Genomic DNA, 25,740 nt, shown 5'->3' with positions numbered 1-25,740 from the left:
TATCAGGCCATAGAGCGGGAGTTGGAGATGGATCGGCTCATCAGAATGATGGGAATAATACCGGCCAATACAATAATCAGGGCAGGCAGAGCGCTGTGGTACAGGCGCTCATCAGAGGCAAACTGGTACACGTAGGTGGCCAGAGTTTCAAAGTTGAAGGGCCGGAGTATCAGCGTGGCTGGTAGTTCCTTCATGCAGTCCACAAACACCACCAGTGCGGCGGTTACAAGGGTGCCGCGCAACATGGGTAGGTGCACCTTCACCAATGTTTTGCCGGGGCTGTTGCCCAGTGACCGCGAGGCCATGTCCATACTCGGGGTAATCTTTTGCAGTGCGCTTTCGACGCTGCCGGCGGAGACCGCAAGAAAGCGCACCGTATACGCAAATACGATGGCGAAGGCCGAGCCGCTCAGCAGCAGGCCGGTGCTCACACCGAAGTAATCCCGCATCAGGCTGTCCAGCCAGTTATCAAAACCCGCCAGGGGCACAATCACACCCACGGCCAGCACAGCACCCGGCATGGCGTATCCCAGGCTTGAAAGCCGCATGAGCACCTGCATGCCGCGGGTATTGTGAAGCCTGCGGCTATACGCAAGGGTTACGCCGATCAAAAGGGTGGTCAGGGCCGCGGTTCCAGAAAGGAACAGGCTGTTAAATGTGTTGCGCACGAAATCCGGGTTCCAGCTTTCACCAAAATACTCCCATGCATAAACACTCAGCGTGACGCCGGGAACGACAAAGCCAAGCACCACTGGCACGGCGCAAACAGCAACGCAGATCAGCTGCCGGGGGAACGACATGGTAAAGCGGCGAATAGGGTCGCGGTTGTCTCGCGCTGCGAATTGTTGCTGGCGTCGTCGGGAATAGCGTTCAAGGGTGACCAGAATAACAACGAAGATAAGCATGGTGGTGGCAATTTGCGCGGCGCCGCCCAGGTTGCCCAGGTTCATCCAGGTATCAAACAGGCCAGCGGTGAGCGTTTGTACGGCAAAGAAATCGACGGTGCCAAAGTCGTTCAGTGTTTCCATTAATACCAGTGAAAGACCTACAGCGACGGCAGGGCGGGCGATGGGTAGAACCACTTTGAAAAAAGTGCTCAACGCTGAATGGCCAAGGCTGCGGCTAACGGCAAACAGGGAGGGCGACTGTTCCAGAAAGGCGGCACGGGCAAGAAGGTAAACGTATGGGTAAAGCACAAGGCCGATCATTAACGTGGCCCCTTCCAGACTGCGAATTTCCGGGAACCAATAATCGGCGGCGCTGGTCCAGCCAAACACATCCCTCAGGGCACCTTGTACCGGGCCGGCATAATCCAGAAGGCTGGTGTATACATAGGCGATAACATACGCCGGAACCGCAAACGGCAACAACATCGCCCATTCAAAGAACTTGCGCCCCGGAAATTCGCACATGGTGACGGCCCAGGCGGTTGCAAGGCCGATTACCAGAGTAATGGCACCGACACCGGCCATGAGCTTAATGGTGGTTACAAGGTAGCGGGGTAAGGTTGTATCCAGCAGGTGTGGCCAGATGTTTTCTTCAGGGAAAAAGGCCAGAAAAATAACGGTGAGAACCGGCAGCGCGACAATGGCAGTGGTGAGTGCAGCACTGACCAACCAACGGCGTGAGGTTCGCTTTGCCAGCAAGGGCTGGGTTAGCCCGGGGTTAACGCTGGTCGCGACCTCGCTCATAGGGTTCCTGTTGGCAATAGGGAATAGGGTTTAACGTTGAAGGGTAGGGATTGTAGTCAGCTCAAATAGCCGCTGCAATGACTGGTGTCATTTGCCAGGCCGATTTAAAGAAATAGCGAGGGTGGTTGTGCCACCCTCGCCAAAACGCTTACTCGCCGTCGTAATCTACGCGGTCAACCAATTTCACTGCTGCATTGCGCTTGTCTGCAATTTCCTGAAGAGAAAGGCTGTCTGGGTGGATTTCTCCCCATTCTGCTACCAGGCCAGTGGGTGTTACGTTCGGGTTGGCTGGGTATTCAGTATTCGCCTCAGCGTAGATGCCCTGGGCTTCCGGAGATGACAGGAACTCCATCAGCTTGATCGCATTTTCGCGGTTCGGGGTGCTCTTGGTCAAAGAGATACCACTGATGTTGATGTGTGTTCCACGGCCATCGGCATTAGGGAACACCAACCGAACGGCTTCTGCCGTTGGGCGTTGGCTCTCATCCTGCAGCATGTTGCCGTAGTAATAGCTGTTGCCGATAGACACATCGCACACACCTTCCGCGATGGCTTTAATCTGGTCGCGGTCTCCGCCTTGGGGTTTGCGGGCGAGGTTGTCTTTCAGGCCTTTGAGCCAGGTTTCTGTCTCGGCTTCACCGTGGTGCGCGATCATGGATGAAATCAGAGCAATGTTATAAGGGTGCTTGCCACTGCGGGTACAGATGCGGTTGTCCCACTTGCTGTCAGCCAACTGCTCGTAGGTTGTGATTTCACCTTCTTCAACGCGTTCTTTAGAGGTGTAAATCAGGCGGGCACGGGTAGTAAGGCCGAACCACTTGCCTTCGGGGTGGCGAAGGTTTTCGGGAATGTTCTTTTCCAGCACATCGTTGTCCAGGCCTTGAACCAGATCGCGCTCTACCAGTTCGTTAAGGCGTGAAATGTCTACGGTCATCACAACGTCTGCCGGGCTGTTGCGGCCCTCGCGCTCCAAGCGCTCAGCCAGGCCCTGCTTTGCAAACACAACATTACTCTTGATGCCAGTCTCTTGCTCGAATGCGTTCAGCAGCGGCTCAAGGAGATACGCCTGCCGGTATGAGTAGATATTAACTTCACCGTCTGCGGAGGCGGCAAGTGGGAGAGCTGTAAGGGCGATTGCCGCAGTTGCAGCGAGTTTCATGCGCATAATGCATCCTTAAATGAGTCTGTTTGGGTTCGCATCTGAGTTTGAGATGAGTTGCGGTCTGTAAACGCCAACCATTCTCATTTCTATTACAGGTGTTGTCAATATTCCCTTTGGCGTACTTCTTCAAAATGGTGTTACTCTACGTATTGATACATACGAAATATGATTCGTATAAACACATAAAAATCTACAATGTACCGTAGTTAAGCAGTGGATCTTTGTTGATGGCTGTAGATGACCGCAGAATACACTGTCGCACAGCGATGAGTGCCAAGGTAAAAGTAACCCACGAGCAGCTGGGAGAATTTATATTCTCTACCCGCGATATATCAGATGGTGGTGTGTTCATCGTGGTAGACACCGAGCCATTTGCTCCGGAAATGGGCGACAAGGTGAATGTTCAGGTGCAAGGTTTGCCCGTAGAGGCACCGCTGCTGGAAATGGTTGTAGTTCGCAAAACCATAGATGGATACGGCTTGCAGTTTGATGAAAGCGTAAACTAGGACGCGCCCGCCGACTGCACCACCACACAGATTCCCTATGTATAGATTAGGTATCATGACCGCTTTCCGATTTCACACCTCTATTAGTGGTACTGCTGGCATTGCGCGCTTATTGGTTGTCGCCGGGTTGCTGGTGACGCAGGCTGGCTGTGCTACTTATTACTCCCATTACGCGATGTTTCCTGCTGAAAATTCGAAAGGAGAGCCGCGTACTGTCCGGCTATCCTGGGACACTGCGGAATACCCCGGTTGGTGGTTTGTATCCGATCGCGCCACGCCTTTAACTGTCGAAACCCAGTGTAGTGAGCGAGTTTGGAAACTTTATGATGCGAGCCATGCTGAGGCAGAAGGCTGTGGCCAGGGTATCCGGGCCTGCGGGCAGCCCGGGCAAGACCGACTGGTAGAAAGCAGGCGGCCAGCGGGTTCGGACGATCAGTGTATGTCGGTGAGATCTTCGGATTCGGAAGCAAGAATTGCAGATATCCCCGGCCGGTTGGAGCTTGTCGTAGCCTGTGAGCCGGTTTCTCCGGTGAAGGGCGAAGGCAAGGAGGCGGTGAATGTTGATTACATTCGCGCATCGACGGTGCCTTATACTGTCTACTCTCGCAAAGCCCCAAGGGGCGCGTTCAATGCGCGCCCTCCAAAGTTTGAACGCTCGGTATGCGATGCCGAGTGATCGGCATTTGGATTTAGTGACATGGCGAGGGTAAGCACTGTGATGTTTGTCACGGTATTACACTCCGTTTCCGGCCGAATACAGTCGTTACTGTTTGTGTTGTTGTCGTTACTTTAAGCTACCAAGTTGTAATGGACTATTCCCTTTCTTCGGTTGAAAATAGTAGCAATCAAAGAAGTATTTGGCTCAAGGAGTGACGCAGTGGGTGTCTGTCAGAGAAAAGTAGCGGTGCATGATCTGGAGGTTGGCATGTTTGTGTCTGACCTTGATCGGCCGTGGCACCAGACACCGTTTCCGATTCAGGGTTTTCATATCCGCTCCGAAGACGATATTCGTGCGCTTGTCTCCCATTGTAAATGGGTGTCCATCGACGTTGCGGAAACAGCTGGTTCCGTTGAACTGACACGAATTGTGCGGCCGTCTTTTGGAAAAAGAAGCCAACAAAAGAATGATGGGCGCGAACAGCTTCAGCTTCCGCCGCTTAGTATACGTGAGCCGGTAAAATATCAGGCAAGCACCACGCTGAAGCGTGAAATGAAAACCTCCAAGCATCTGCTTGAAGATGCCGGCACTGCCCTTGAGCGGCTTTACGCCGCTGTAAATACCCAGGAAACCCGCGACCTGCGCCCGATTGCAGCCGTGATCAATAAAATGGTGCGCAGTGTTATTCGCCAGCCAGACGCCTTGTTATGGCTGAGCCGTGTTCAGCAGCACGATAACCATGTGTACCGGCATGCCCTCAATACGTCCGTGTGGGCGCTTGTTTGTGGTCGTCAGCTTGGTTTGAATGAAGGCTTGCTGAGTCATCTTGGTTTGGGTTGCCTGTTGTCCCAGGTGGGTAAAGCTCAGCTGCCTCAAGACCTGCTCAGTCGGGAAGGCCAGTTGGGCCCGGAAGAATTTGCGCTGTACCGGAGTTATGTCGAAAAAGGTATGGCGATGCTAGAGGATAGCGGGCTTTCCCGTGCGGTTCTCAGCGTTGTGCAGGGCCACCGTGAGCGCCATAACGGTTCGGGCTTTCCGGAAGGGATTCGTGGTGACAGGATTCCATTGCTGGCCAAGATTGCCGGGATTGCTGAGTTCTTCGAATCGCTGATTGAGCCGAGGGAAGGTTTAGGCGAGCCGATGACGCCTGCAAGGGCAGTAACGCTGCTTTATGACATGCGCAACATAGAATTTCAGGATGAGCTTGTTGAGGGGTTTATACGTGCCATAGGCATTTACCCAACAGGCAGCCTTGTGGAGCTGACGGATGGTCAGCGCGGTATTGTGGTGTCGCATTCACCCGGGCGCCGTTTGTGGCCCAAGGTGATGGTGATGTCGGACAGCAACCGCTCGCCCCTGAAAGCCGCAAAGGTTGTTGATCTTGCGAAATACAACCAGAGCCGTTCAGCAGCCCAGATATTGGCGATCAGAGAGTGCCTTGCCCACGGAACTGAGGGCCTGAATCCGGCTGGTTACGATGTTACCGGTTCAGAATCCCGTTGGAGTATGAGCCGGTTTATCAGTCGATAACCGTTTTCAAGGTGTTATAACAACCCGCAGAGTCTTCCGCACCCACCTGTAAGTAGAATCGGGCAAGAAGCTGGTCACAATCTCGGACTCGCCACCGGCAGGTCCGTCTATAAAGTATTCCACATCGGCCGTTTGCCAACTAAAAGAATGCACACTCACATCTTGTGGTCGGGTTGTGATGGCTTCAATGTCTGCAAGCTCAGCACTGCCACCAATACGCCGTATTTCGAACCGCTTTATTCCGGTGTCGCTAGCCGAGTGCTTGGCTACGTGATTTTCCAGATAAAAGCGGTTTCCAATGGTGGTTGAAATACTGTCCAGCTCCCGGGTTAGATAGAGCCTGGCATCTTCAGCATCAACATCCTCCATGGAGCGAACAGAGTCGAGAATGCGTTGTCTTTTGTTGCGCAGATCTTCTTTGTACTCAATGTTCGGGTCCCATAGATCTTCGTCTTCAGGCCGATCAGGCGCCTTGTCTATTTCGTCTTCTGTTGGGGGCACCTGGCAAAGTTCATCATCTGCCGGGTAAAAACAGATGTTGGTCAGCAGCTGGTTTGCTGGGGAGGGCGCCGCGCCTGTTGCATTAAACTCGGCTTCACTCACGCGGAAATCAATGGGGCCTGAAAGGCCAGGCAGGGCCGCGTTCATCTGCTGAAGTACGCGGTCGCGAATATCGATGCCATTGCCTTCCCGCAAATTTTCGGACCAATTGAGCGACAACAGGAATCGGGTGAGGTTGGTCAAGGTTACGTTAGTAAGAAGCTGTTGTTCGGTAATCCTGTGAGTGCTGAGGCCCTCAGCATCGACAGCGGGTGTTGTGAGTTGGCTGCGTATTTCCGGTAGAAACTCGAGCAGCGTGACCCATTCCTGCGCAGGTACGTCTTCTGCCAGAAGCAGATCGCCAACTTTGAGGCGGAGTGTTTCACCTGGGTAATACTGAAAATGACCCTTGATGCCGGTTTTACCGGACTGGCTGCTGGTTTGATAACTTAGTCCGCTAACGCCCAATGCGTTTATTGTCCCCGTGCTCGTGCCACCACCGTTATTGTTGCTGTCACTGCTCAGGCACCCGGAGAGTAGTGGCGCGACAATCAACGCAGCAAGGAGCGCGCGGGGAGGAGTAAAGAGTGAGCGAGCAAGGTGAACGGCAGCCATGGTTCGTTGTACATTCCCTGAGGTTGGGCCGTGCCAACTGTGCAGTCGTGGACGGCCTTCTGTAAATTGTTGTAACCGGCATTATAGGGAGCCCAATCAGGGTATATCGGGATACCTGTCGCAGTTTGCAGATTTCGCGGAGCCTGAGTGGGTGCGCATTGGCCTTGAAAAAATAGGATAAGCCTCAATAAATGAGTGTTCCCTGAACACTGCCTATTTAATCGGAACCTTTTATGACCAATGCTCTGGAAATCGAGGGGCTAACCAAAACCTACGGTAGTGGGTTTGAAGCACTCAAGGGAATTGACCTGAAGGTAACGGAGGGCGATTTCTTTGCATTGCTGGGCCCTAACGGTGCCGGCAAATCGACCACGCTGGGTATTGTGTGCTCCCTGGTGACCAAAAGTGCGGGTAAGGTAAGCGTATTTGGTTACGACATTGATACCCATCTTTCAGAGGCAAAGCTCCATCTTGGGGTGGTGCCGCAGGAGTTCAATTTCAACCAGTTTGAGAAGGTGTTTGATATTGTCACCATTCAAGCGGGCTATTACGGAATTCCATTAAAGAAAGCGGCGGTTTCCGCTGAAAAATACCTGAAAAAGCTCGGTCTGTGGGACAAGCGGAACACACCAGCACGCATGCTGTCTGGTGGTATGAAGCGCAGGCTGATGATTGCCCGTGCCCTTGTGCACGAACCGAAACTGCTGATTCTTGATGAGCCCACCGCGGGTGTGGATATTGAATTGCGGCGTTCCATGTGGTCATTTCTTGAGGAAATGAACCGGCAGGGCACCACCATCATCCTTACGACTCATTACCTCGAAGAGGCGGAGGCCCTGTGCCGGAATATCGCCATTATTGATCATGGGCGTATCGTCCGGAATACCAGTAAGCGGGAACTGCTGCAGCAGCTCAGCCTGGAAACCTTTCTGCTTGATACCGAGAAGCCGTTGAGTAAAACGCCAGAGTTGGAAGGTTTTACCTGCCGGTTAGACGATGAGGGTGTTCTGGAAGTGGATGTGCACAAAGGGCAAGCATTGAACGATGTATTTGCGCAGTTGGAACAGCAGGGTATAAAAGTTATCAGCATGCGGACCAAAGCAAACAGGCTGGAAGAGTTGTTTATCCGCATGGTGGAATCCAGTGAGCCTGCAGGCGAAGCCATCACGGAGGGCAGGGCATGAATGCTCAGGCACTGTTTACCGCTTACAGCACTATTGTGCTGCGGGAAATTCGCCGGTTTACCCGTATCTGGCCCCAGACATTGTTGCCCCCCGCAGTTACAATGACGCTCTATTTTATAATCTTCGGCAATCTGATTGGTTCCAGAATCGGTGAGATGGGCGGTTTCGATTATATGTCGTTTATCGTGCCGGGGCTTATCATGATGGCGGTTATTACCAGCTCCTACGCCAACGTAGTGTCGTCGTTTTTCTCCATGAAGTTTCAGCGTAGCGTTGAAGAGCTGCTTGTTTCACCAGTGCCGAACTGGATCATATTGGCCGGTTATGTAACGGGAGGTATGGCGCGCGGGCTAGGAATTGGCGTGATTGTGACTCTTTTGTCGCTGGCGTTTACCCAGCTGAAAATACACAGCCTTCCCATGGTTGTGGTAACGGTATTTCTGACATCTGCATTGTTCGCGGTGGGCGGTTTTATTAACGCGCTTTTAGCCACCAAGTTTGATGATGTCTCCATCGTGCCGACCTTTGTTCTAACGCCGCTAACCTACCTCGGCGGGGTGTTTTACAGCATCGATCTACTGCCGGATTTCTGGCAGGGCGTGTCTATGGCGAACCCGATCCTGTACATGGTTAACGGCTTCCGGTTTGGCATACTCGGCGTTTCTGATGTAAACCCGTTTGTGTCCCTTGGAATGATACTGGTGTTCATCGTTGTGCTTTCCTTTATTGCGCTCAAATTACTGGCGCGGGGCAAGGGCATCAGGCATTGATGCCTTCACCAGATACTGACAACTGTTATTTTTAGGACGTTTTATGGCTCTTGATAATGCGCCGCTTGGCAAAACCAGTGACTACCCGGATCGGTACGATCCAGCTCTGCTTTTCCCGGTAGCGCGGGATGAAAATCGCCGTCGAATCGGCCTCGAGGATGGGCGCTGGCCCTGGTTTGGGGGTGATCTGTGGCAGGCTTGGGAAATATCCTGGCTGCGGCCCGATGGCATTCCCCGGGTTGCCTGGGCAGAAATCCGGTTTCCGGCTGCGTCTCCGTCCCTGGTTGAATCCAAGTCACTCAAGCTCTATTTGAACTCCCTGAATCAAACCGTGTTCTCATCCGATGAACAGGTTGAGGAGACCGTTACTGCGGATCTCTCCAGTGTGTGTGGAGCTGCAGTGAATGTTCGCCTTTTGAGTGTTGATGAGTCTGACACGGCTACCGGGCGCCCGTCGGGATACGAATTGATTGATAACGAAACGGTTGAGGATGTGGTGTATGACTATGCGCCGGAATCACTTGCCGCATCCGGGCCTGTAGTTTCAGAGAAGCTGTGTTCACACTTGTTGAAGAGTAACTGCCCCGTAACCGGCCAGCCCGACTGGGGTACGGTGCTGATCAGTTATACCGGCTCTGCCATTGATCGCGCTGGGTTGTTGCGTTACATCGTGAGTTTTCGGCAAAAACAGGATTTCCACGAGCATTGTGTGGAAACCTTGTTTACGGATTTGTTGAGTCGTTGCAAGCCTGAGAGCCTGACGGTCTGCGCCCGTTATACCCGCCGGGGTGGCTTGGATATCAACCCTTGGCGCAGCACGGAGCCAGAAGAACAGGTTGGCCCAAGGTTGATTCGTCAGTAATCAGTCCCGGGCGCTGTCTTCTTCATGCCGCAGACGCTCTGCGGCATCTTCCAAGGCACTGAGGATACTCTGCCGCTCTTTGCCGGTGATCTTCTCGGAATCCAGGTACATGGCAAAACCGCTGTGTTCATGTTCCATAAAGCTGCGGTTTGGCCCCATGTCCCTGCGGAAATCTACCACTTCATAGATGGGTACGGGGCGGCCGAAGCCTTTCACCGTGATTTCGCCCTTGTCTCGGCACATGATCCGATCTTTGATCAGTGAGAAGGTCTCGTAGGAAACGAGAATTTCCCCCGGCTCTGCGAGAGATTCCAACCGGCTGGCAAGGTTAACTTCCTTGCCAATAATGGTGTAGTCCATGCGGTTTTCAGCGCCAAAGTTGCCTACGGTTGTGTAGCCGGTGCTGATGCCCATGCGAATTTCGAGGGGGGATTTAATGCCCTGGCTGCGCCACTTCTGCCGCATGATCTTCATGTGTTTGCGCATATCAATAGCCATGGATACGCAGGCAAAGGCGTCTTCCCGCTGGCCACGGCTGGTGGGGTCACCAAAGAAAATCATGATGGAGTCGCCCACGAATTTGTCGATGGTGCCGCCATACCTGAGGGCCACTTCAGACATGCCGTTGAAGTAGTGGTTGAGCAATTCAGTAAGCGCTTCTGGCTCCATTTCTTCCGACAGTTCGGTAAAGCCTTTTATGTCGGAGAAAAATACGGCGAGCTTTTTACGCTGGGTTTCAAGGCGAACATCTCTTTCCCCGGTAAAAATGGATTGCCATACCTGGGGTGAGAGGTATTTGGACAGCTTGTGGGAGAGTGCTATGGACTGCTCGCGCTGGTTTTGAATCTGGGTTTTTGCCAGCATGAGCGCCCGCGCCTGTTGATGCGAGTAAAACGCAGTCACGCAGATGTAGAAGCCAGCCGCTAGTATGGAGAACAGGCTTGTAAATAAAGGTGACTGGAACGAATCTGCGGGCCCCACCAAGGCCAAAAAAGCCAAAGCGGAGATGAGCATATACACGCAGCCGATGAGCCACTGTCGAATCCCACCAATGATCAGCGCGCTGAACATCACCATAAGCCCGGCACAAGCGGATGGAATGGCAATCAGCCCGATGCATCCCATGAAACTGCCGCCGATCACGGAGTCGACCATCAGCATTTTTTGTCGAATGCGGGAGGAGTTTTTCAAAAACGTACGACGGCTTAACAGGTGCGCAATGTGGGGCCACATCAAGGCGCCGGCAACCAGCCACAAATGCCATGTTTGGAACACTTCCTCCCAAACGCCCACAGTAATAATGATGGCTGTGGCCGTATACGCCAGCACTCGCCCGCTGTAGTCGGGCATCGGGGGAATCACTACCGGTCTGTTCTGAGCATCGGATGCCAGAGATTTCCCCAAGCTATTGCTGGCATTGCGCAGATCTGCCGGAGCACTCATCATGTATGCTGATCACTCATGGTGCTGGAACCATTCAAATTTATTTGTAGTTTGTAAGGCACGTTTGAGAGTAAAGATTGGAAGTACGACTAAAGGTTAGCAGTATTACGTATAACCCACAATTCGCTGGCACGGTTTGAATGCTAACGGGCCAGTGTTCTGTTATTGGAAAATTATCGATATGAGTTCAGTCACTGACTTTTTGCTCAACAGGGCATCTGAGCCACGGCTGGAAGCGCCAGCTCCTGATGCCGCAATACTTGACCGCGCCTTTACTTGTGCAGCCCGGGCACCAGACCATGCATTGCTGCGCCCATGGCGTTATCTGGTGATTGAGGGTGAGGGTCTGGATGCCCTGGGTGAGGTGCTTGCGGTGGGCTACTCCGATTTAAGGGGTAAGACCGACGAAAAAAAGCTCGACATCATACGCAATAAGGCGCATCGATCCCCCATGATTATTGTTGGAATTGCGTCCCCTAAGCCCCATCCAAAAGTTCCTGAAGTTGAACAGATACTCTCAGCCGGCGCCAGCATGAGCTATCTTGGACTTGCCCTTCAGGATGCCGGCTATGGGGTTATGTGGCGCACCGGTGAACTGGTCTACAATCGCTTGGTTCTGGAAGGGCTGGGCCTTGAACAGGGAGAATCTATAATCGGTTTTCTCTATACAGGTACCGTGTCGTCGAACAAGCCTGCAGTCCCAAGGCCTGAGCTGTCGGAATTTGTTGCCCGTTGGCCAGCGTAACAACAGGTCTGCTTCCCCTGCCGATTCAGCGGGGGAAGCAGCTTGCCGCTTTCATCAGGCTTTGCCGCTTCTTTATCTGCATCATTATTCCCCGCACCTCTGTAATCCCCTAAGACACCCGAATTCAGCGTACTTCCAAAATCTGGCATCAGCATTGCTTTAGTTCTGCCATAGAACGAAACCGGCAAAGCCAAATATTGCTGGTGACAGTATTTCGGAGGTTGTATGGCAATCACTTTTGATAGAGCTCTTGGCATTCACCAGCATGCGCTGCACGCCAGGGTTCAGCGTGCGGAAATTCTGGCGAACAATCTTGCCAACGCCGATACGCCGGGTTTTAAAGCCCGTGACGTGGACTTTCAGGCCATGATGCAGAAAGCCCAGGACAGCATGAGCGGTATCAGCATGGAGAAAACCCACGCAGGCCATATGGATACCTCTGCCGGTGGCGATTCAGATTTGCTGTATCGGGAGCCAGACCAGCCTTCGGTAGATGGCAATACGGTGGATGCCCAGGCAGAGCAGACCCGGTTCATGCGCAATGCGATGGATTACCAGGCGAGCTTCCAGTTTTTGAACAGTAAATTTACCGGCCTGACCAAAGCCCTGAAAGGCGAGTAATCCGCGGTTCCACGATTTGTGAAGGAGAATCACCATGTCCCTGGGCAACATATTTGATATCGCCGGCTCCGGCATGACAGCGCAATCGTTGAGGTTGAATACCACCGCCTCAAACATCGCGAACGCCGAGACAGCGAGTTCCAGCACCGACACGACCTATCGTGCGCGCAAGCCGGTTTTCTCTGCTATCCAGCAGTCCATGATGAATCCGGGCCAGCAGGGATTTGGGGCTCAGGCAGGAGAGGGTGCTGGTGCAGGCGTTCGTGTTGAGGGCATTGTTGAGAGCGATGCCGAGCTGCAGATGCGTTACGAGCCACATCACCCGGCCGCTAATGAAGATGGCTATGTGTACTACCCCAACGTGAACGTGGTGGAAGAAATGGCAGACATGATGTCTTCCTCAAGAAGCTTTCAAATGAACGTGGACATTATGAACACGGCAAAATCCATGATGCAGCGCATCCTGACACTTGGTCAGCAGTAACGGGGCGGGGATTCAATCATGAGTGCAGTTAACGCAACACAAGCCTCAGATGTACTGGCGAACTACAGAAGCCAGCCACAGAGCGGCGCCAGCGGCAAGGGCGAACTCGGCAAGAATGAGTTCATGGAGCTTATGCTGGCGCAGCTTAAAAACCAGAACCCGTTGGAGCCCCAGGACAACGGCGAGTTTATTTCCCAGCTTGCTCAGTTCAGCTCGCTGGAAGAAATGCAGAAACTGTCGGGCACTGTTGAAGACGTGGTAGGGCAGTTCCGCTCCACGCAGGCGCTGCAGGCCTCTGCAATGGTTGGCAAGACGGTTCTGGCGCCTTCGGAAGTCGGTATTCTTGGAGCGGAGGGTGAAATCTCCGGCAATATTCAGGTGCCGGCATCCACCGGTGGCGTGCGCTTGTCTATCCAGAGCCCCAGTGGCGAACTGGTGCGGCAGATTGATCTTGGCAGCAGTTCTGCCGGGGTCAAAGCGTTCAGCTGGGACGGTAAGGATGGCAACGGCAACAGTTTGCCGCCCGGGCCTTATCGAATTGTGGCTGAAGCCTCGTATCCGCAGGGTAGCGTGCAGCTTCCGACTCTGGTCAGTGCAAACGTAGACAGCGTGTCACTTGGGCAAAATGGGTCAGTTACTTTAAACCTGGCAGGCATGGGCTCTATTGCTCTGTCAGATGTACAACAAATCAATTAATACCGGTGTCAGACCAGGGGTGAATTATGGCTTTTAATACGGGGCTCAGTGGCCTGCGGGCTGCAGCGGTAGATCTGGATGTTACGGGCAATAACATTGCCAACGCCAGCACAGTGGGGTTTAAAGGGAGCAGGGTTCAGTTTGGCGACCTGTATGCCAGCGGCTTTCTGAGCGGCGGCTCCAACCCGATTGGCGACGGTGTCAATGTTCAGGACGTAAAGCAATCGTTTGGTCAGGGTAATATCAGCTTTACAGACAATGGCCTGGATATGGCTATTAGTGGCGATGGCTTCTTTATTCTGAATAGTGGTGGCGAAACCCGCTACTCACGTGCCGGGCAATTCACCATCGATAAAGACGGCTTTGTGGTAAATAGCCAGTCAATGCGGGTACAGGGCTACACTGCTGATGATGATGGTAACCTCTCGGGCATCCGGGGCAATCTTGAAATTGCCACGGATAACCTGGCGCCGCGGCGTACCACTAATTTACGCTCTGATCTGAATCTGGACTCTCGCCAGTCTGTGCTGGAATCCAGAGTACGGGATGTGGTGCCTTTGTCATACAATGACATTAGCGGTGAAACCTTCGACGTTACCTATACCGATGGCACTCCTGCCTATTCCGTCGATTTGAGTTCATTGCCGACGGCACGTGCGATGGCCGACCAAATAGCCGGTGCGCCGGGTCTTAGCGCTTCCGCGACAACCACTGCACGCATTCAGCACCCAACCACGCCTGCACCAGCGGGCTCGGAACTCAACGACGCCTATATTTCGACCGCTCAAGCTCAAGTCCCTAGCAGTTTTTCATTCAATCTCAGTGTTAACAATGCGCCGATTCCTATAGATACCAGTTCTGTAAACTCGCTGGTTGACCTGCGGGATGCTATTAACAGATCGAGTGATAGCGCAATCTCCGCCACTATTGACAGTACCACTGGTGTGTTGAATGTCGTTCATAACCAGGGTGAGAATCTTCAATTCAGTTATGGCAATGGAAATCCGGCCCAATCTATAGATCCAACTACGCCTGTAACTGTCTTCGGTGATGTGAATGCCATAGGCGACCGAACCATTTTAGGTCTTACATCTACAGGCGGAACAAGCAATTTTGTTGACAGTTATGGGACCTCTCCGATCCGCATAACCAATGAGTTCAACCCGCAGGATCAGCGAACCTATAACCACGCCACATCGACCTCGGTTTTTGACAGCTTAGGTAACTCCCACGAGCTAACGCAATTCTTTGTTAAAGAGCCAGCCCCTGGAAACGGTGTGGGCGTGAGTGAGTGGTCTGTGTACCTGCAAATTGATGGCGAAATGGTAGCGGGCACAGACATTACCCCCTACACGGCGCGATTTGATCAAGACGGTGTGCTGCAATCCATTAACGGCGATACCAGTGGTGAAATTCTGATCACTGACTGGGTTCCGAAAGATAGCCAAGGCCTACCTAACGGCGCCGATGGCCCTCCGGCGGCTGGCGCACCTGTGGTCACTCCCATTCCGGAGCCGCCTACTTCGTCCGCCTTCGTGTTGAGCCTTGGGGAAACCACCCAGTACGGTGCAGCCTTTGGCGTGGACGATCAGCGGCAAAATGGCTACACCACTGGGCGTTTGTCCGGTCTTGATGTGTCCAAGCAGGGTGTTCTGTTCGCCCGCTACACCAATGGCCAATCCAAAGCCCTGGGTCAGGTGGCCCTTGCCAGCTTTAATAACACCGATGGCTTGTCGCCCGTGGGCGATACCAGCTGGGTTGAAACCTTCGAGTCGGGCCAGCCAATTATTGGCCAACCTGATACGGGAACATTAGGTGGTATCAAAGCCAGTTCGGTGGAGGAATCCAACGTGGATCTTTCTGCGGAACTGGTCAACCTGATCATTGCGCAGCGCAACTATCAGGCGAACGCGAAAACCATTGAGACCTCCGATGCGGTCACCCAGACCATCATTAACCTGCGCTAAACCGGCTTTGATCTGAACATGGCATGACTCCTGCAGGAATGACTGTAAGAACACTGAAAACAGTCAAAATTCCGGCAGGAGTTTTCCCATGGACAAAGCACTCTATCTTGGTATGTCTGGCGCGAAGCAGAATATGCTTTCCCAGCGTGCCCATGCCAACAACCTGGCAAACGTAAACACTACAGGCTTCAAGAAGGACTTTGCTCAGGCCCGTAGCATGCCCGTGTTCGGTGGGCATCATCCTACCCGTGCTTACGCCATGGCTGAACGCCCCGGTACAGATCTTTCGGCGGGTGCACTGATGCAAACCGGCCGGAAAATGGACGTAGCCATTGAAGGCGAGGGCTGGCTTGCCATTCAGAACAACCTGGGCGAGGAAGTTTTTACCCGGTCTGGCAGCTTGCAGATTGATGTGAACGGCCTGGTGCGCCTGGGCACTGGCGAGATGGTTCTCGGTAACGGCGGCCCGGTGGCTCTACCCCCCTTTGATAACGTACAGGTCGGTGCTGATGGCACTGTGTCTATTGTTCCCGTAGGTGGCCCGCCAGACCAGTTGGTGGAAGTGGACCGACTAAAACTGGTCAACCCGCCGCCAGAAGCGCTTGAGAAAGGTCTGGATGGTTTTATCCGCCGCAAACCTGGCGAAGGAATTGATGGCGAAGAACCCACCGATGCGAACTTGCGCGTGGCCTCAGGCTTCCTCGAAAGCTCCAATGTGAATGCCGTAGAAGAAATGATTTCCAACCTTCAGCTCTCCCGCCAATACGAGATGCAGGTGAAGGTAATGCGTACGGCAAACGAGAATTCTGAAGCAGCGGCACGACTGTTGCAGAACCTTTGATAGCGATTGAAAACAACGCCCGTCTGGCCAGGAAGCGGCAAATCTTAGCCGCAGGCCGGGCACCGGCAAGGAGTAATGACTATGCATCCAGCTCTTTGGGTTAGTAAAACGGGGCTCAGCGCCCAGGACACCAACATGTCCACCATCTCGAACAACCTGGCCAACGTGAACACCACTGGCTTCAAGCGAGATAGGGCGGTATTTCAGGATTTGCTGTATCAGATCAACCGGCAGCCTGGAGGCATGAACACGCAGAACTCTGAGCTGCCATCGGGTCTGCAGTTGGGTACGGGTGTGCGAGTGGTTGGCACTGCAAAGCAGTTTAGCCAGGGCAACCTTCAGATCACTGAACAGCCTCTGGATTTGGCTGTTAACGGCCGTGGGTTCATGCAGATTGAACTGCCGGATGGCCAGACCGCTTATACACGGGATGGCCAGTTTCAGCTCAACGCAGATGGCGATGTGGTTACGCCAGAAGGCTATGCACTTCAGCCCAATATCAACGTGCCTGAAAACGCCACAAAAGTGACCATCGGCAAAGATGGCACTGTTTCGGCGATTACTGATGATCAGGCTGCACCGGTGAACCTTGGGCAGATTACCCTGGTGAACTTCATCAACCCTCAGGGCTTGCAGGCCATCGGCAACAACCTGTTCAAGGAAACCAACTCCAGTGGTGACCCTGCTGAGGGTGAGCCTGGCTTGGCCGGGCTGGGCTCATTGGAGCAGGGAATGATTGAGTCCTCCAACGTGGAAGTGGTTGAAGAGTTGGTGAACATGATCACCACCCAGCGTGCTTATGAGATGAACTCAAAAGTTGTTTCAACTACCGATCAGATGCTCCAGTTCATTACCAATAATATTGGCTAATAGACTGAAAGAAGTGAGGAGTGAGCTCATGAAACCGATTACATCAACCTGGATAGCTAAACCGGCAGGCACCTTTGTGTTGGTATGGCTGCTGATCCTGCTGCAAGGATGTACGGCCATGAGCCGGCCCAGAGCCGAGCCGAATGATCCCGCGTACGCACCTGTGCGTGCCAGCGCAATGATGCAGCGTGATCCGGAATCAGGCGCGATTTTCCAGAGCTCCCGCAACTACAACTTTTACGGCGACACAGTGGCTTTGAATGTAGGCGATGTACTGACGGTTACGCTCAAGGAGTCCACGCGGGCCAGCAAGAATGCTGAAACCAAGATCAATAAGGACAGTGATATTTCACTGATCGAGCCCACTATTCTGGGCAGGAATGATTTTGGCATCGCAACGTCCATCAAGAATGAAAGAGACTTTAACGGTAAAGCCGAAGCAGACCAGAGCAATAGCCTGGCGGGCAGTATTACAGTGACGGTTATAGAAGTGTTGCCCAACGGCGTATTGAAAGTGCGTGGCGAGAAGTGGATCTCGCTGACCAACGGCGATGAGTATGTGCGCCTGACAGGCCTGGTGCGCCCACAAGACATCGACCCGGGCAACATTGTTGCTTCCAGCCGTATAGCCGATGCTCGCATTGCCTACGGCGGTACCGGAGATTTTGATCAGGCGAATCAGATGGGCTGGCTGGCCCGGTTCTTCAACAGTGAGTGGTGGCCCCTATGACGATACGCCGGTGCGTAGTTCTCTCACTGATGCTTGCCGTCATGGCGGCACCTGTATTGGCAGACCGCCTGAAGGACTTGGCGCGTATCAAAGGTGTGCGTAACAACCAGCTTGTCGGTTATGGCCTGGTGGTTGGTCTGGATGGTACGGGCGATAAAGCACCTTTCACCAACCAGACGTTTCGAAACATGATGAACCAATTCGGCATTACTCTGCCGGATGGTGTGAACCCGAACCTGGCCAACGTGGCTGCGGTTACTGTGAGTGCCACTTTACCGCCATTTGCGAAAATGGGTCAGGAAATGGATATAACCGTTTCGTCGATTGGAAACGCCGACAGTTTGCGCGGCGGAACCTTGCTGATGGCCCCCCTGAAAGGCGCAGACGGTAATGTTTATGCCATGGCACAGGGTAGCCTTGTGGTGGGCGGGTTCGGTGCTCAGGGGCAGGATGGTTCGCGTATTACAGTGAACGTGCCCAGTGTTGGCCGAATCCCCAACGGTGCGACCATTGAGCGTGAAATTGCCTCGCCGTTTACCCGTGGTGACACGATTACCTTCAACCTGATGCGTCCGGACTTCACTACGGCGCGCCGGGTGGTAGAGGTGGTTAACGAATTTCTTGGCCCTGATATGGCCTATGCCCATGATGCAACAGCAATCTCGGTTCGTGCGCCACGGGACCCATCACAGCGTGTGAGTTTTCTGTCCATTCTCGAAAATCTGGAAGTGGAGCCGGCAGAAGACGCAGCAAAAGTCGTCATAAACAGCCGCACGGGTACCATTGTTGTTGGGCAGAACGTGAAAGTCAGCCCCGCGGCCGTCACCCACGGCAACCTGACGGTGACCATTCAGGAGAACCCCTCTATTCAGCAGCCCTTGCCGTTTTCAGGTGGCACCACTGCGACCGAGCTGGACAGCCAGATTGCCATCACAGAAGACCCGGCCCGCATGTTCAAGTTTGGGCCAGCGGTTACGCTCAACGAAATTGTTCAGGCAGTAAACCAGGTAGGTGCGGCACCGGGGGATGTTATGGCCGTGCTGGAAGCTCTCAAACAGGCTGGCGCACTGCGCGCTGAGCTTATTGTTATCTAGGTGATGTGATGCAGGATTATCAGCTTCAACAGGCCAGGGTATACACAGATTTCAGCGGGCTGAATGCACTTAAGCACAGCGCCGGGGATGACAAGCAGGCTGCGCTGGAAGAAGTGGCGCGCCAGTTTGAGAGTATTTTTCTGTCTGAAATGCTGAAATCCATGCGCAAAGCCGGAGATGTGTTTGCTGAGGGCAACTACCTGAACAGTAGTCAGTCTCAAATGTATCGGGATATGTTCGATAGCCAGCTGAGCCTGTCCATGGCTAGCGGGCAGGGCACTGGGCTTGCGGATGCTCTTGTGCGTCAACTGGGTAAAAGTATCCCTGGAATGGATGAGGAAGGTAGTCCCTTGGCCGCTCACAAGAAGCTGCTGACGGACTACGAACGCAGCCTGCCGGTCATTTCACCACGCTTGCCAGAGAGAGTTGATGAAGTGGCAGAAGTGGCAGAAGTGGCACAGAAAACGAATGCAGAGCCTGCCGCGCAAGCCATCAAACTACCTGAACAGTTTGAATCGCCGGAACATTTTGTAAGCACATTGCTACCAGTTGCAGAATCGATTGCGGCCGATACCGGCATTAGCCCCAAGCTGATGGTCGCGCAAGCGGCTCTGGAAACCGGTTGGGGCCGACACATGATTCGTGGTGACGGAAACCAGCCGAGTTTTAATCTGTTTGGTATCAAGGCGGACAGCCGTTGGCAGGGTGATGCGGTGACGATTACAACCACAGAGTTCCGTGAAGGTGTGCCCATGAAGGAGCGAGCGGACTTCCGTGCATACCCGGATTACGAATCCAGCTTCCGTGACTATGTGGCCTTTCTGGAATCGAACCCCCGGTACCGTGATGTGTTGGCCAGTGCCGATCAGCCCGATGTGTTTGCCAGAAAGCTGCAGGAAGCCGGGTACGCCACGGATCCGCAGTATGGGGATAAGATCAATCGGATTATGAACCGGGATTCTCTGATGACACTTTCAATGGGCAATGGAGCCGGGGAGTAAATTATGGCGGGACTGATTGGTATTGGCCTGACCGGTATCCTTGGCCATCAGAGTGCCTTGAACACCACGGGCAACAACATCACCAACGCGAATACGCCTGGCTACAGTCGGCAGGAAGTGGTGTTCGAAACCCAGCAGGGGAACCGAACCGGCGCCGGAACCATCGGCACGGGTGTCAGCGTTATAGACATCCGCAGGCTGGCGAATGAGTTCCTTGTGCAGCAGGTTAGGGAAGACAGCACCCTGACAGGCGAGCAGCAAACGTTGAATTCCGAACTGCGCCGGCTCGACAACTTGCTGGGTGGCGAGACCACGGGGCTGAACAATGCCCTGAATAACTTTTTTGCGAGCCTGCAGAACGCGGCAGAAGACCCAGCCTCCCTGCCACAGCGCCAGCTTGTGTTGAGCGAAGCCAAGCAGGTGGTCAACCGGTTTCAATCGCTGAGCCAGGAATTCATTCAGCAGCGGGAATCTGTAAAAACACAAATGCAGCAGGGTGTTAAAGACGCCAATACCCTGTTGAAAAGCATTGCCGATCTTAACCTGGCAATCTCGGAATCCCCAGGATTGGCCCAAGGCAGAATGCCAAATGAGTTGCTGGATCAGCGTGATGAAAAACTGCGCCAGCTCTCTGAACTGGTCAATATACGGGTAACCGAAACAGAGGGTAGTCAGGTTAACGTTTCTCTATCCAATGGATTGTCCCTTGTGGTTGGAAATAACGCGGCTCAGCTCGGTACCCGGAATAACGCGGAAGATCTGACCCGCCTGGAGTTCACACTCTCCACTGGTGGCCGCACTGTCAATATTAATGAGCAGATCACCGGTGGAAAGCTCGGTGGTTTGAGGCGGTTTGATGATGAGGCACTGAAACCCGCGTTTGATGAACTGGGCCGGATTGCCATTGGGCTTGCCGCCAGTGTGAACCATCAGCACGAAATCGGGATGGACCTTGAGGGGGATCTTGGTGGCCTGTTTTTCAACGATATAAACGACCTGGCTGTACAGAGAAGCCGTGTGGTGGCCAACGCCAACAACCAGTTGCCGAAAGATGGGCGGTTGGCGGTTGAGATTACTGATAGTACGAAGCTGCCTGCGGGTAGCTGGACACTGCAATTCAGTGGCGACGGCAGCAGCTTTGAGCTTATCGACAAAGCCAGCGGGGAAGTTGTAAATCAGGGCCGGCTGCCAAATCCCGTGCAGTCGGAAATTTCCATGCCCGGTTTTAATATTCGCATTGAAGGTGGCACCTTCAACGCGGGCGACAAGTACCTGATTCAACCGAGCCGAAACGCCGCCGAATCCATGGGTTTGCAGGTAAGTCGTGAAGAAGATCTGGCATTTGCCAGCCCGGTAAGGGCCACTACGGGCGAGCAGAACGTAGGAACTGGCAAGATTGACCAAGGCACCATGTTCAATGTCCGCAACCCGTTTACCGGCTCTTTATTACCAGGGTTTCAGACAGCGGGTGAGTTGGCTAATGGTCCTCTGACCATCCGTTTTGCTGCAGGCGGTCCAACGGGCATGACTTTTACAGTAACCGGTCCACCGCCATCGAATACTGGCGTGGGAACGCCAAACCAGCCCTATGAGGCAGGGGAAATTAACGATGTGTTCAGTGACGACCCTGCGGCGGGAGTGGATTACCAAGGCTTTCAATTCAAGTTGACCGGCAAGCCAGCAGTAGGCGATACCTTTGAGATTGCCTACAACAGCAACGGTGTGTCAGACAACCGCAACGCTGAACTGTTGGCTGCACTGGGTACGGCGAATACGCTGAACGGCAAAAGCCAAAGCTTCACCGAAGGCTACGCCGGTTTGGTTGAGGATATAGGCGTTAAAACCCGCCAGAGCCAGTTTGATCTTTCAGCGGGCAAGACACTGCTGGAGCAGTCCACGGCTCAGCGCGAGTCGGTTTCAGGGGTCAACCTTGATGAGGAAGCCGGCAGGCTCATTCAGTACCAGGCCGCTTACAACGCTTCGGCGCAGGTAATATCGGTGGCCCAGGATTTGTTCAATACACTGTTGCAGACGTTCCGGTAACAGACGAGGTGATGTGACATGATCAGAATTTCATCACAACAGGTGTTCTCAAGCGGTATCAACCGGTTGCAGGAGTTGAACAGTAACCTGAACAACACGCAACAACAGATATCTACGGGTAAACGGGTGAACAAGCCCTCGGATGATCCGGTGGCTGCGGCTCGCATTCTCAAGCTGGATCAAGAGCTGACCCGGGTTAAAACCTATGAGCGCAACGTGAACCTTGCGGATAACCGGCTCAAGCAGGAAGAAAATACGCTCACAAGCGCGATCGACGTAATACAACGGATCCGCGAGTTGACGGTGCAGGCAGGTAACGGGGCACTGTCCCCCAATGACCGCAAGTCGATTTCCTCAGAAATGAAAGAACGACTAGGGCAGCTTGCCAACATCGGCAATACCCGCGATTCCTCAGGTGAGTATATTTTCAGTGGGTTCCAGGGGTCGGTGCAGGCGTTTCAGAAAAATGCCGAAGGCAAGTACGAATACCATGGAGATGAAGGGCAGCGGGTTCTTGAAATTGATGACGGTGTGACCGTACCGATCAGTGACAACGGCAAGGGTATATTTGTCAATGTGCCAGCGGCGGTGACAGGGCAGTTTGATGGTGCAACCCCTGCGGGAGAATCTATTTCAGGCGTTAAGGTGGTTAACGAGGCCGATTTGGCTGCTGCGTTTCCGAACGGATTCCCCAATGATATAACGCTTCAGGTCGATAATAGCGTGCCGCCACAGGTGTTAGCTTTCGACAACAACAGTACCCCACCGCAGGCTTTACCTGTTAGCCCGGCGGACTACGAGGATGGAGGTGTGTTTGTTGTTGCAGGGATCGAGGCAAGTATTACCGGAGCAACCCCAGGTTCGCCCGATACGTTCACATTGAAGGTAGGGGAGAAACAATCCGTTTTCGGTACCATCGAAAACCTGATTGCCGGCCTGGATTCTATCAATAAAGGCACTCCGGAAGGTCAAGCCGAATATGACGATTTGATCGCGCATTCTCTGGTGAATCTCGATAATGCTCAGGAAAGCTTTATTCTCAAACAGACAGAGCTCGGTGGTCGAATGAATGCAGTTGAATCTACCAAGAGCTTCCTTGCAGACTCCTCTGTGTACACCAATGAGATTCGCTCGCAACTGCAAGATGTGGATTATGCAGAGGCAATCAGTAACCTGAGCTTCCAGAGCTTTGTGTTGCAGGCAGCCCAGCAGTCGTTTGCCCAGGTTTCCCAGCTGTCGTTATTTGACCGGCTGTAAAATGTTTGGCCTGTGAGGAAAACTTGCAGGCTCAGTGTCTTGCTTTCACGATCAGGCTAAGTATAATTCCCCCACTCTTCGTTGGCGGCGTGGTGGAATTGGTAGACACGACGGATTCAAAATCCGTTGCTAGAAATAGTGTGGCGGGTCGAGTCCGCCCGCCGCTACCAAAATCTTACGAAGGTTTTTGGTTAAAAAGAGAAACACAAAACCAGCTTCAAGGCTGGTTTTTTTGTGCCTGATTGTTTTTCGGGTATTCAGTAAAGGGGCGGGCAGTATTCCTACTCAGTTCACTAAATTGAGAGTTTCGTGGGCTATTGATAGGTCGCCTGGGAGCTGCTGAACTATAATGTTCTCGATTTGCGTCTGAAATCTCGAGCAAGCGAACAAGAAAAGGTCGAGCCTTGGCCTTAAAAGAATCAAGAGGAAGAGTATGAAAGGAACTACGGCGATGATGAAATATGCCTGCTTTTTTATTGCTGCACTTCTGGTCGGGTGCGCTGGCCCCGGTACGAAGGTTGAGCGCATTGATGCAGTCTCAGAGGTTGATAAAGACTATAAGCGCGTCATGGTGTTTGCGGTAACAGAAAAAGAGCATAACCGTTCGATGATTGAAGCCGCGCTTGTTGCGGAACTGAACGCGCATAATTTCAAAGCCAGTCCGTTTCCTATGTCTAACTCTGATATCCCCTGGGGTGACCCCACCAGGCTGCAGCAGCTCGTTGCTGAGGATGCCCGAAATGGAGCATACGATGGTGTGATGGTGGTTTCGCTTGTGAGTAAGCAACGCGAATCACGGTATGTGCCAGAGCAGGTGAACTACCAGCCAATTGTTACATCCGTAGGGCCTCTCGCTGCATCTACCTACATGCAAACAACGGTAGCGCCGGCTGATTATGAAGAAACAACAACCTACGCGTTGAAATCGACGCTGTTTGATACCGACTCCGCCACGCCTGTTTGGCAACTTTATTCCAGCACCGTTGATCCAATGTCTATAGATTCCGCTGCCAAAGACTTCGGAGCGGTTATTGTTAAAGCACTTGAAAAGACCTTACCCCACGTAAAGAAGGGTAAATAAGGGTATTCAGACCCTGGATGGTTACACTGCGCTGTAAGCTTGGGCTACTAGCGCTGCGCGGTTGTAACCAAGCTGGCGGGCGTGCGATACTATGCCGCCTCCGTAAGTGGGTGAGTTCAACTAAATCAACCACTTATGGAAATTAACCAGCAGCGATCCGGAACTGGCATCTGCAGCTACCCCAATCAAGTCGCAGGAATGCGGCGCCTTGAATAGTCTGGTTCATGAACGTCTCCGATTTTCACTTTGATCTCCCGGATGATCTCATCGCCCGGTACCCTCTCAGGGAACGTAGCGCTTCCCGTATGCTCTGTCTTGACGGTATTACCGGCGACACTGCACACCGATCTTTTACGGATCTACCGGATTTACTCCAGCCAGGCGACCTGCTTGTTTTTAATAACACCCGGGTTATCCCTGCTCGGCTGTTCGGAAAAAAGGAAACCGGTGGGCAGGTTGAAGTGTTGGTTGAGCGTGTCACCGGTGAGCATAATCTTGTTGCCCATGTTCGTGCCTCCAAGGCATTGAAGGAAGGGCAGAAGGTGATCCTTGAAGATGGCAGCGCACTGCGCATGACGGGGCGAAGTGACGCCTTGTTCCATCTTGAAAGTGAGGCAAGTGAGCCGGTGTTGGAGCTGCTTGAGCGCATCGGGCATATGCCGCTGCCGCCTTATGTTGATCGTCCCGATGAATCAACTGACCGCGAGCGCTATCAAACCGTTTACGCGAAAGAATCCGGTGCGGTTGCTGCTCCGACAGCGGGCTTGCATTTTGATTCGACAATTTTGGATGTTTTGAAAGCCCAGGGTGTTGAAAGTACGTTTGTAACCCTGCATGTAGGGGCAGGCACGTTTCAGCCGGTGCGGGTTGATCATATCGATGAGCACGTTATGCACAGTGAAATAGTGCATGTCTCCCAAGAGGCAGTGGATGCGGTTAATCGCACCCGGGCTAGGGGAGGGCGAGTGATCGCCGTTGGTACTACATCTGTGCGATCCCTTGAGTCTGCCAGCCGGAGCGGGTGTCTGGAAGCCTTTCAGGGTGAAACCAGGATCTTTATATACCCCGGCTATCGATTTCAGACCGTAGATGCACTGGTCACTAACTTTCACCTGCCGGAATCCACACTGATTATGCTCGTCAGTGCCTTCGCAGGGCATGGGCATGTAATGCAGGCATATAAAGAAGCGATTGCCGAAAAGTATCGGTTTTTCAGTTACGGCGACGCCATGTTCATTACCGGGCAGGAGCCGAGCAGAGGTATGCTACTGGGCGCGCCCGATGAACATGCACATGCGGGCAGCCCATCATCATTCAATTCCGGAGATAAGTCGTGAGCCAGTCCTGTT

At 53.2% G+C, this 25,740-nt stretch carries 24 protein-coding genes and 1 tRNA gene; 21 read left to right on the top strand and 4 right to left on the bottom strand.

The annotated features are described in order from the left end of the window. Positions 1–2: 2 nt before the first annotated feature. Together AADB16_RS12400 and AADB16_RS12395 are read right to left on the bottom strand one after the other, a co-directional pair. Positions 3–1,691, bottom strand: a complete 1,689-nt coding sequence (locus AADB16_RS12400; RefSeq protein WP_309044333.1) for an ABC transporter permease — start codon at positions 1,689–1,691, stop codon at positions 3–5. A gap of 148 nt (positions 1,692–1,839) precedes the next feature. Then, the gene (locus tag AADB16_RS12395) at positions 1,840–2,856 is read right to left on the bottom strand and encodes a Fe(3+) ABC transporter substrate-binding protein (RefSeq protein ID WP_309044334.1); all 1,017 of its coding nucleotides are present in this window, start codon (positions 2,854–2,856) and stop codon (positions 1,840–1,842) included. A gap of 224 nt (positions 2,857–3,080) precedes the next feature. On the opposite strand from AADB16_RS12395, the gene AADB16_RS12390 reads away from it, so the two are divergent. The 3 genes from AADB16_RS12390 (at position 3,081) to AADB16_RS12380 (ending at position 5,547) form a co-directional block, all read left to right on the top strand. Beyond that, on the top strand, positions 3,081–3,359 hold the full coding sequence (locus AADB16_RS12390; RefSeq protein WP_309044335.1) for a PilZ domain-containing protein: 279 nt from the start codon (positions 3,081–3,083) through the stop codon (positions 3,357–3,359). A 55-nt stretch (positions 3,360–3,414) separates the two neighbouring features. Then, a complete protein-coding gene (locus AADB16_RS12385) occupies positions 3,415–4,035 on the top strand; it encodes a hypothetical protein (protein WP_410803735.1) in 621 nt (206 codons plus the stop codon). A 201-nt stretch (positions 4,036–4,236) separates the two neighbouring features. Next, on the top strand, positions 4,237–5,547 hold the full coding sequence (locus tag AADB16_RS12380) for an HD-GYP domain-containing protein (protein WP_410803734.1): 1,311 nt from the start codon (positions 4,237–4,239) through the stop codon (positions 5,545–5,547). Between the two features lie 6 nt (positions 5,548–5,553). Here the strand turns inward: AADB16_RS12380 and AADB16_RS12375 are convergent, their stop codons facing one another. Next, positions 5,554–6,702 carry an organic solvent ABC transporter permease gene (locus tag AADB16_RS12375; protein ID WP_410803732.1) on the bottom strand — a complete coding sequence of 383 codons (1,149 nt, stop codon included), beginning with the start codon at positions 6,700–6,702 and terminating at the stop codon, positions 5,554–5,556. A 233-nt stretch (positions 6,703–6,935) separates the two neighbouring features. Between AADB16_RS12375 and AADB16_RS12370 the strand changes: the two genes are divergently transcribed. The 3 genes from AADB16_RS12370 to queF are packed head-to-tail and all read left to right on the top strand — an operon-like array spanning position 6,936 to position 9,518. After that, a complete protein-coding gene (locus AADB16_RS12370; protein ID WP_410803730.1) occupies positions 6,936–7,886 on the top strand; it encodes an ABC transporter ATP-binding protein in 951 nt (316 codons plus the stop codon). After that, positions 7,883–8,656 carry an ABC transporter permease gene (locus AADB16_RS12365; protein ID WP_298446908.1) on the top strand — a complete coding sequence of 258 codons (774 nt, stop codon included), beginning with the start codon at positions 7,883–7,885 and terminating at the stop codon, positions 8,654–8,656. The genes AADB16_RS12370 and AADB16_RS12365 overlap by 4 nt, the downstream gene beginning before the upstream one ends. A gap of 43 nt (positions 8,657–8,699) precedes the next feature. Further along, positions 8,700–9,518: an NADPH-dependent 7-cyano-7-deazaguanine reductase QueF gene (queF, locus tag AADB16_RS12360; protein WP_410803729.1), complete on the top strand. Its 819-nt coding sequence runs from the start codon at positions 8,700–8,702 to the stop codon at positions 9,516–9,518. On the opposite strand, the gene AADB16_RS12355 is transcribed toward queF, so the two are convergent. Next, on the bottom strand, positions 9,519–10,964 hold the full coding sequence (locus tag AADB16_RS12355) for an adenylate/guanylate cyclase domain-containing protein (RefSeq protein ID WP_309044341.1): 1,446 nt from the start codon (positions 10,962–10,964) through the stop codon (positions 9,519–9,521). Positions 10,965–11,142: 178 nt separating this feature from the next. Between AADB16_RS12355 and AADB16_RS12350 the strand changes: the two genes are divergently transcribed. From AADB16_RS12350 to queA, 15 genes are all read left to right on the top strand, one after another. Continuing rightward, a complete protein-coding gene (locus tag AADB16_RS12350; protein ID WP_410803727.1) occupies positions 11,143–11,706 on the top strand; it encodes a nitroreductase in 564 nt (187 codons plus the stop codon). A 225-nt stretch (positions 11,707–11,931) separates the two neighbouring features. Beyond that, on the top strand, positions 11,932–12,327 hold the full coding sequence (flgB, locus tag AADB16_RS12345; protein WP_410803726.1) for a flagellar basal body rod protein FlgB: 396 nt from the start codon (positions 11,932–11,934) through the stop codon (positions 12,325–12,327). Positions 12,328–12,361: 34 nt separating this feature from the next. After that, a complete protein-coding gene (gene flgC, locus AADB16_RS12340; RefSeq protein ID WP_309044344.1) occupies positions 12,362–12,811 on the top strand; it encodes a flagellar basal body rod protein FlgC in 450 nt (149 codons plus the stop codon). Between the two features lie 18 nt (positions 12,812–12,829). After that, the gene (locus AADB16_RS12335; protein ID WP_309044345.1) at positions 12,830–13,507 is read left to right on the top strand and encodes a flagellar hook assembly protein FlgD; all 678 of its coding nucleotides are present in this window, start codon (positions 12,830–12,832) and stop codon (positions 13,505–13,507) included. A 26-nt stretch (positions 13,508–13,533) separates the two neighbouring features. Beyond that, positions 13,534–15,474 carry a flagellar hook protein FlgE gene (locus AADB16_RS12330; protein WP_309044346.1) on the top strand — a complete coding sequence of 647 codons (1,941 nt, stop codon included), beginning with the start codon at positions 13,534–13,536 and terminating at the stop codon, positions 15,472–15,474. Positions 15,475–15,562: 88 nt separating this feature from the next. Then, complete coding sequence (locus tag AADB16_RS12325; RefSeq protein WP_298446916.1) at positions 15,563–16,315, top strand: flagellar basal body rod protein FlgF; 753 nt, start codon at positions 15,563–15,565, stop codon at positions 16,313–16,315. An 81-nt stretch (positions 16,316–16,396) separates the two neighbouring features. Continuing rightward, positions 16,397–17,185: a flagellar basal-body rod protein FlgG gene (flgG, locus tag AADB16_RS12320; RefSeq protein WP_298446917.1), complete on the top strand. Its 789-nt coding sequence runs from the start codon at positions 16,397–16,399 to the stop codon at positions 17,183–17,185. 28 nt (positions 17,186–17,213) lie between these two features. After that, positions 17,214–17,915, top strand: a complete 702-nt coding sequence (gene flgH / locus AADB16_RS12315) for a flagellar basal body L-ring protein FlgH (RefSeq protein WP_410803723.1) — start codon at positions 17,214–17,216, stop codon at positions 17,913–17,915. Next, positions 17,912–19,009, top strand: coding sequence for a flagellar basal body P-ring protein FlgI (locus AADB16_RS12310; RefSeq protein WP_410803721.1), 1,098 nt, complete (start codon positions 17,912–17,914; stop codon positions 19,007–19,009). The genes flgH and AADB16_RS12310 overlap by 4 nt, the downstream gene beginning before the upstream one ends. 8 nt (positions 19,010–19,017) lie before the next feature. After that, positions 19,018–20,010, top strand: a complete 993-nt coding sequence (flgJ, locus tag AADB16_RS12305; RefSeq protein ID WP_410803719.1) for a flagellar assembly peptidoglycan hydrolase FlgJ — start codon at positions 19,018–19,020, stop codon at positions 20,008–20,010. Positions 20,011–20,013: 3 nt separating this feature from the next. Beyond that, positions 20,014–22,053, top strand: a complete 2,040-nt coding sequence (flgK, locus tag AADB16_RS12300; protein ID WP_410803718.1) for a flagellar hook-associated protein FlgK — start codon at positions 20,014–20,016, stop codon at positions 22,051–22,053. Between the two features lie 18 nt (positions 22,054–22,071). Next, positions 22,072–23,310, top strand: a complete 1,239-nt coding sequence (gene flgL / locus AADB16_RS12295) for a flagellar hook-associated protein FlgL (protein WP_410803717.1) — start codon at positions 22,072–22,074, stop codon at positions 23,308–23,310. An 83-nt stretch (positions 23,311–23,393) separates the two neighbouring features. Beyond that, positions 23,394–23,480, top strand: a tRNA-Leu gene (locus AADB16_RS12290). Positions 23,481–23,743: 263 nt separating this feature from the next. Next, entirely contained in the window at positions 23,744–24,391 is a 648-nt protein-coding gene (locus AADB16_RS12285; protein ID WP_410803716.1) for a hypothetical protein, read from the top strand. A gap of 224 nt (positions 24,392–24,615) precedes the next feature. Next, positions 24,616–25,728, top strand: a complete 1,113-nt coding sequence (queA, locus tag AADB16_RS12280; RefSeq protein WP_410803715.1) for a tRNA preQ1(34) S-adenosylmethionine ribosyltransferase-isomerase QueA — start codon at positions 24,616–24,618, stop codon at positions 25,726–25,728. Positions 25,729–25,740: the final 12 nt, after the last annotated feature.

This window comes from Marinobacter sp. KMM 10035, assembly GCF_046537445.1.
Taxonomy (GTDB): domain Bacteria; phylum Pseudomonadota; class Gammaproteobacteria; order Pseudomonadales; family Oleiphilaceae; genus Marinobacter; species Marinobacter sediminicola.
Note: the sequence above shows the minus strand (reverse complement) of the source record. Positions and strands in the feature narration are given on the sequence as shown.

Excerpts from the sequence above, each read along its gene's own strand:
- AADB16_RS12400 (WP_309044333.1), bottom strand. The coding sequence starts at position 1,691 with ATGAGCGAGGTCGCGACCAGCGTTAACCCCGGGCTAACCCAGCCCTTG.
- AADB16_RS12395 (WP_309044334.1), bottom strand. The coding sequence starts at position 2,856 with ATGCGCATGAAACTCGCTGCAACTGCGGCAATCGCCCTTACAGCTCTC.
- AADB16_RS12390 (WP_309044335.1), top strand. The coding sequence starts at position 3,081 with ATGGCTGTAGATGACCGCAGAATACACTGTCGCACAGCGATGAGTGCC.
- AADB16_RS12385 (WP_410803735.1), top strand. The coding sequence starts at position 3,415 with ATGACCGCTTTCCGATTTCACACCTCTATTAGTGGTACTGCTGGCATT.
- AADB16_RS12375 (WP_410803732.1), bottom strand. The coding sequence starts at position 6,702 with ATGGCTGCCGTTCACCTTGCTCGCTCACTCTTTACTCCTCCCCGCGCG.
- AADB16_RS12370 (WP_410803730.1), top strand. The coding sequence starts at position 6,936 with ATGACCAATGCTCTGGAAATCGAGGGGCTAACCAAAACCTACGGTAGT.
- AADB16_RS12365 (WP_298446908.1), top strand. The coding sequence starts at position 7,883 with ATGAATGCTCAGGCACTGTTTACCGCTTACAGCACTATTGTGCTGCGG.
- queF (WP_410803729.1), top strand. The coding sequence starts at position 8,700 with ATGGCTCTTGATAATGCGCCGCTTGGCAAAACCAGTGACTACCCGGAT.
- AADB16_RS12355 (WP_309044341.1), bottom strand. The coding sequence starts at position 10,964 with ATGATGAGTGCTCCGGCAGATCTGCGCAATGCCAGCAATAGCTTGGGG.
- AADB16_RS12350 (WP_410803727.1), top strand. The coding sequence starts at position 11,143 with ATGAGTTCAGTCACTGACTTTTTGCTCAACAGGGCATCTGAGCCACGG.
- flgB (WP_410803726.1), top strand. The coding sequence starts at position 11,932 with ATGGCAATCACTTTTGATAGAGCTCTTGGCATTCACCAGCATGCGCTG.
- flgC (WP_309044344.1), top strand. The coding sequence starts at position 12,362 with ATGTCCCTGGGCAACATATTTGATATCGCCGGCTCCGGCATGACAGCG.
- AADB16_RS12335 (WP_309044345.1), top strand. The coding sequence starts at position 12,830 with ATGAGTGCAGTTAACGCAACACAAGCCTCAGATGTACTGGCGAACTAC.
- AADB16_RS12330 (WP_309044346.1), top strand. The coding sequence starts at position 13,534 with ATGGCTTTTAATACGGGGCTCAGTGGCCTGCGGGCTGCAGCGGTAGAT.
- AADB16_RS12325 (WP_298446916.1), top strand. The coding sequence starts at position 15,563 with ATGGACAAAGCACTCTATCTTGGTATGTCTGGCGCGAAGCAGAATATG.
- flgG (WP_298446917.1), top strand. The coding sequence starts at position 16,397 with ATGCATCCAGCTCTTTGGGTTAGTAAAACGGGGCTCAGCGCCCAGGAC.
- flgH (WP_410803723.1), top strand. The coding sequence starts at position 17,214 with ATGAAACCGATTACATCAACCTGGATAGCTAAACCGGCAGGCACCTTT.
- AADB16_RS12310 (WP_410803721.1), top strand. The coding sequence starts at position 17,912 with ATGACGATACGCCGGTGCGTAGTTCTCTCACTGATGCTTGCCGTCATG.
- flgJ (WP_410803719.1), top strand. The coding sequence starts at position 19,018 with ATGCAGGATTATCAGCTTCAACAGGCCAGGGTATACACAGATTTCAGC.
- flgK (WP_410803718.1), top strand. The coding sequence starts at position 20,014 with ATGGCGGGACTGATTGGTATTGGCCTGACCGGTATCCTTGGCCATCAG.
- flgL (WP_410803717.1), top strand. The coding sequence starts at position 22,072 with ATGATCAGAATTTCATCACAACAGGTGTTCTCAAGCGGTATCAACCGG.
- AADB16_RS12285 (WP_410803716.1), top strand. The coding sequence starts at position 23,744 with ATGAAAGGAACTACGGCGATGATGAAATATGCCTGCTTTTTTATTGCT.
- queA (WP_410803715.1), top strand. The coding sequence starts at position 24,616 with ATGAACGTCTCCGATTTTCACTTTGATCTCCCGGATGATCTCATCGCC.